Source organism: Anaerosporobacter sp. (assembly GCF_965301125.1).
This window is the reverse complement of sequence record NZ_CBDLAM010000249.1, coordinates 1-4545: the sequence shown is the minus strand read 5'-3', so window position 1 is coordinate 4545 and position 4545 is coordinate 1. Positions and strand designations below refer to the sequence as shown.

The following is a 4545-nucleotide window of genomic DNA, read 5'->3' as shown; positions in this document are numbered from 1 at the left end:
TAACTACTTTTAATATACTTTTAGACAGGAATGATTATATGGCCTCAATAGAAAAACGTGGTAAATCGTACACAATCACCGTCAGCAACGGCTACGATATCCATGGGAAAAAGCTTAGAGAAAAGACAACATTTACACCAGATCCTAATATGACATCTAAACAACAACAAAAAGCATTAGAAGCGTTCGTATTCGAGTTTGAGCAAAGAGTTAAGAACGGTAAATTGCTATCTGGGGACAAACTTACACTTAAAGAATACTCTGAACGATGGCTTGAAGAATACGCCAAGACTAATCTTACGCAAGTCTCTTATAGGAACTATTGCGATATTCTAAAGCTTCGTATACTGCCTGCTCTTGGCCATATCAAACTAACAAGCCTTAAACCATTGCATCTACAGGGTTTCTATAACAATTTACTTGAAGATGGAGTTCGCATTGATGGTAAACCAGGAGGATATAGTCCTGCAACAATAAAGAAGGACCATGTTGTATTAAGCAGCATGTTATCAACTGCAGTACAGTGGCAGCTTATAGAATCTAATCCATGTGATCGTGTTACTGTACCTAAGGCTAAGGCTACTTCCGATAATATCAAATACTTTACCTTTGAGCAGACACAATCCTTTCTAAATGCTCTTAATATGTACTACTCTACTACTTATAAGACTCACAAGCGAAAAGGCCCGCAACATGAAGAATACAACGTTTCAGAATATACAGAATCAAGAAATATACCTTTACAGTTTAAAGTACTATTTAATATTGCTTTATTTGGTGGACTTAGAAGAGGTGAAATCGTTGCTCTTACTTGGGACGATATAGACTTCGATACTAATTCGATTAGAATTAACAAGTCAAGTTCTCATATAGATAGACAAGTGATAACTAAAGATCCTAAGACAGCTACATCAAACCGTACAATCAAAATACCAGACTTCGTAATGCAGCTAATAAAGGATTGGAAGATAGAACAGAATAAATACCAGTTATCAATCGGTGATCAATGGAACGGTACTAACCATATATTCATACAAACAGACGGCAGACAGATGTATCCGTCTACACCAACGGCCACCTTCAAAAAGATACTGACACAATATAATAATACTGTTGAAAATGAAAAAGACAAACTTCCAATGATAACTTTGCATGGATTAAGACACACATCAGCTACGCTACTAATTGCAGAGAATGTTGACGTCAAGACCGTTTCCTCACGTCTAGGACATGCTCAAACAAGTACTACTATGGATATTTACGCACATGCTTTAAAACAGATGGATGAAAAGGCTTCAAACGCCTTAGAAGATGCTTTCAAACGAAATGCTTAAGTATTTTGTTTTATTTTTGACTTTATTCAGTCCCCAAATAGTCCCCAACACATAGAATAAGACATAGAAACAAGCCACGAATCATTCCTTAAAAACAAGAAAAACCCTTGTATTCACAAGGGTTTCACACTAAGCTGCCAAGCGGACTTGAACCGCCGACCTCCGCCTTACCAAGGCGACGCTCTACCGACTGAGCCATGGCAGCACTTAAATAATTTCGTTGACGCAGATTGCATCAGCGAAATTATTTTAACAAATCAAGTCCTTATTGTCAATAAATAATTACACAAATTTCTCTGCTTCTTTTAGTAATGTGTCAGCTATCTCTTTATTGTTTGAAATTTCATCAGATATATCTCCAACTTTCTTTACTAAATCAGAAGTGTTATCCGCTACACTTGTTACTCCTATCGTACTTTCTTCAATTGCTTTGGAGATTCCTTGGAAAGATTCTACCATACTAGCCATTGTATCATTTAACTTATTGGATTTTTCCTCAAAGTCACCCATTACTTCATGGATATATATAGAATCTTCATCATATTGGATACCACTAGACACATAATTCTCATAATCAGTTAAAACCTTATTATTAATATAGTTCATCATATCATTAGCACAGTTCATAAGCATTGAAAATGCATCTGTTACCATTACACTAATTTCTTGAATTCTTGTAGCCGTGTTTCTACTGCTGTCTGCTAGATCTCTAATTTCATCTGCAACAACCGCAAAACCTTTTCCTGCATCACCAGCTCTAGCAGCCTCAATGGATGCATTCAAAGCCAACAAGTTAGTTTGATTGGAAATGCTTAATATCTCACCTGTTAACTCATTAATCTTCTCTACTTTTTTACCATTCTCTATAGCCATTTGCAAATCAGAACCAATGGTAGAAACTATTTCACTAGTTGAAACTTTATTCGCTTCGGCTACTTCTTTCATATTATTAGCACGTTTTTTCATTTCATCTACATAACCCATAACAGATTTCGTTTGTACTGCCATATCAGATATATTTTCATCAACTGTAACTGTATTCTCTAATACTGATGTTATTGTTGAAGAAACTTCCTCCATACTAGCAGCTAGTTCTTCCATAGAAGCTGAGATATCATTGGTATTTGCGTTAACATCTGTAACATTCGCTACAACATTAACAACACTTCCATTTAATTTAATGGAATTATCTTTTACTTGCTCCATAATATTATCTAGACTTTCCATGAAGGTATTGATACCGTTAACCAATTTACCAATTTCATCTTGTTTCTCTACTGTTATTCTAGTCTTTAAATTTGCTCGATCATTATCCATGTCTTCTAAAATTTCATTTAGTCTTTTAGATGCTCTCTTTGTTGGTGATATAACACTTTTTGAAATTAAAATAATTACTATAATACATAAAATAATCATAATAGTAATTCCAATGTAATTAGCTTGTAGTGCTGCATCAAAATTCTTTTGTATACCAGTCAAAGCCTCAGAACTTAATCCATGTTCTTTAAATTTCTTTTCCGCACCTTCATGCATAGTTTTGATGTAACCTAAATTAGTAATGGATGCCCAAATACTAAATGCAGTTAATACAATAATTGAAACTAATATTTTAAAGCGAATTCCTTTTCTCATTGATTTTCCTCCTTTTATGTATAGACTATATTTTTTCTACCTAAGTTTTTACCACGAACCTCTAATTAAGATAATTATCTATTTTAATTTTGAGTTAATCGATGCCTCTTAGGAACATAACAAGCTTATTGCTTCTTTTGTATATACTCTAATCTCTTCTTCTGTAATGTTATTCTTTTTATAACAAATTGCTAGATTTAATTGTTCATTAAGAGTTGCTACGCCTACTGTAAAATCATATACAGTAGTTGGGTTAGCGAAAAATACATAATCCCGAATATGGTAATCTCCTATTTTAGGGCTAATATTAACAACTCCTAAGTTTGACAAATCAAAACCTTCTTCCTTACTACCAAACCCAAGAAGTTTAGCAGCTTTCATTAAGATTTCTCCTTGATAGGTACCATTTGCTGCATAATATAACGGATCAAAAATACTTCCATCTAATTGATGAAATAGTTGAAGTAGAACGAATGTCTTCGCTGGTTGATTCAAATCCGTTTTCAAAAGATTGTGAATACGTCCTACATTACACCAAAATGTATCCTCTTCATTATATTCTAATTCCGGTGCTATCGCTGCAGAATAATTCGCAACACAGCGATTAGTTGTAAACTTTAATTGATCTCGTAAATCAATTGCCACTGTAACTTTTTGTTTCTCCTTTTTAATCTTAAATAAAACAGCTAAATATGCTGTTACCAGAGCAGAATTAACAGTAACTTCATGTTCATTACATCGACTAATTAAAGATGGGTATTTTTCTTTTTCAAAGGCTTCTACTAGTAAGCCTAATCCATGAGTTTCATGATAATCTTCAAATAACTTTTCATATTCTTCCCTTGTAAATTGGCGTCGCATAGTAGCCCATTCTTGATTTACAGACTGTATCGCCTCTACAAAAGCCGAAGGTAACTCACTCTCTTTTGGCATGTCTTCAATTTCACGAATAAATCTTGTTTCTTGAACTGGTAAATTCTTCACTTCATTACAATATACTTCTAATAGATCTTGCATTAAATATTGAAAAGAATGACCATCCCCAAGCAGATGATGCGCAAGTATTACTATATCAAAGTCTTCTTTTCCATTAATTATTAAGAAACGCATAGACGGTTCTTTATCAAATTCAATTGGAATTAGTTCCTCTTCTCTTGTAATACTTATCCAATCATCTTGATTCTTTTTCTCATAGTACTTTACGTTTACATTGACGCCCTCCATCTTCACAAAATAAACTTTTCCTTCTTCTCCTTCTTCCAATACATAAGAAATAATTGGATGTACTCTTTCCATTTCCCTTATTGTATTTTCTAATCGATTACGATTATATTTACCAACAACCGTAACTTTTGTCACTATGTACATGGAAGGATTCTGATAGAAGTTTCTCTCGATTAGCATTTCGTATTTAGGTCTCAATTTTTTCCTCCTAGCTGCTAGTAGCTTTTTCGTATAGTATCAATTTTTGTCATTTTTAGTAATATCAGTTTAAATATAACAGAAATTCAAGGACAATTCAATTAAATATTTTCATTTTTTACCTCCCTTAGATAAATTTTTAAAATAAAAAGTGCGC

General features: G+C 33.4%; 3 protein-coding genes and 1 tRNA gene. 1 reads left to right on the top strand and 3 read right to left on the bottom strand.

Annotation, left to right across the window (positions count from 1 at the left end):
• Positions 1–1334: tyrosine-type recombinase/integrase (locus tag ACW2QF_RS17985; protein WP_455717395.1), on the top strand; the 1334-nt coding region annotated here is incomplete at its 5' end.
• Positions 1335–1466: 132 nt separating this feature from the next.
• Here the strand turns inward: ACW2QF_RS17985 and ACW2QF_RS17980 are convergent.
• The 3 genes from ACW2QF_RS17980 to ACW2QF_RS17970 form a co-directional block, all read right to left on the bottom strand.
• Positions 1467–1539, bottom strand: a tRNA-Thr gene (locus tag ACW2QF_RS17980).
• Positions 1540–1616: 77 nt separating this feature from the next.
• The gene (locus tag ACW2QF_RS17975; RefSeq protein WP_455717394.1) at positions 1617–2966 is read right to left on the bottom strand and encodes a methyl-accepting chemotaxis protein; all 1350 of its coding nucleotides are present in this window, start codon (positions 2964–2966) and stop codon (positions 1617–1619) included.
• A 108-nt stretch (positions 2967–3074) separates the two neighbouring features.
• Positions 3075–4388 (bottom strand): condensation domain-containing protein, encoded by a 1314-nt coding sequence (locus tag ACW2QF_RS17970; protein ID WP_455717393.1) that lies wholly within the window; start codon positions 4386–4388, stop codon positions 3075–3077.
• Between the last annotated feature and the right edge of the window lie 157 nt (positions 4389–4545).

Coding starts and splice junctions, on each gene's coding strand:
- ACW2QF_RS17975 (WP_455717394.1), bottom strand. CDS start 2,966: ATGAGAAAAGGAATTCGCTTTAAAATATTAGTTTCAATTATTGTATTA.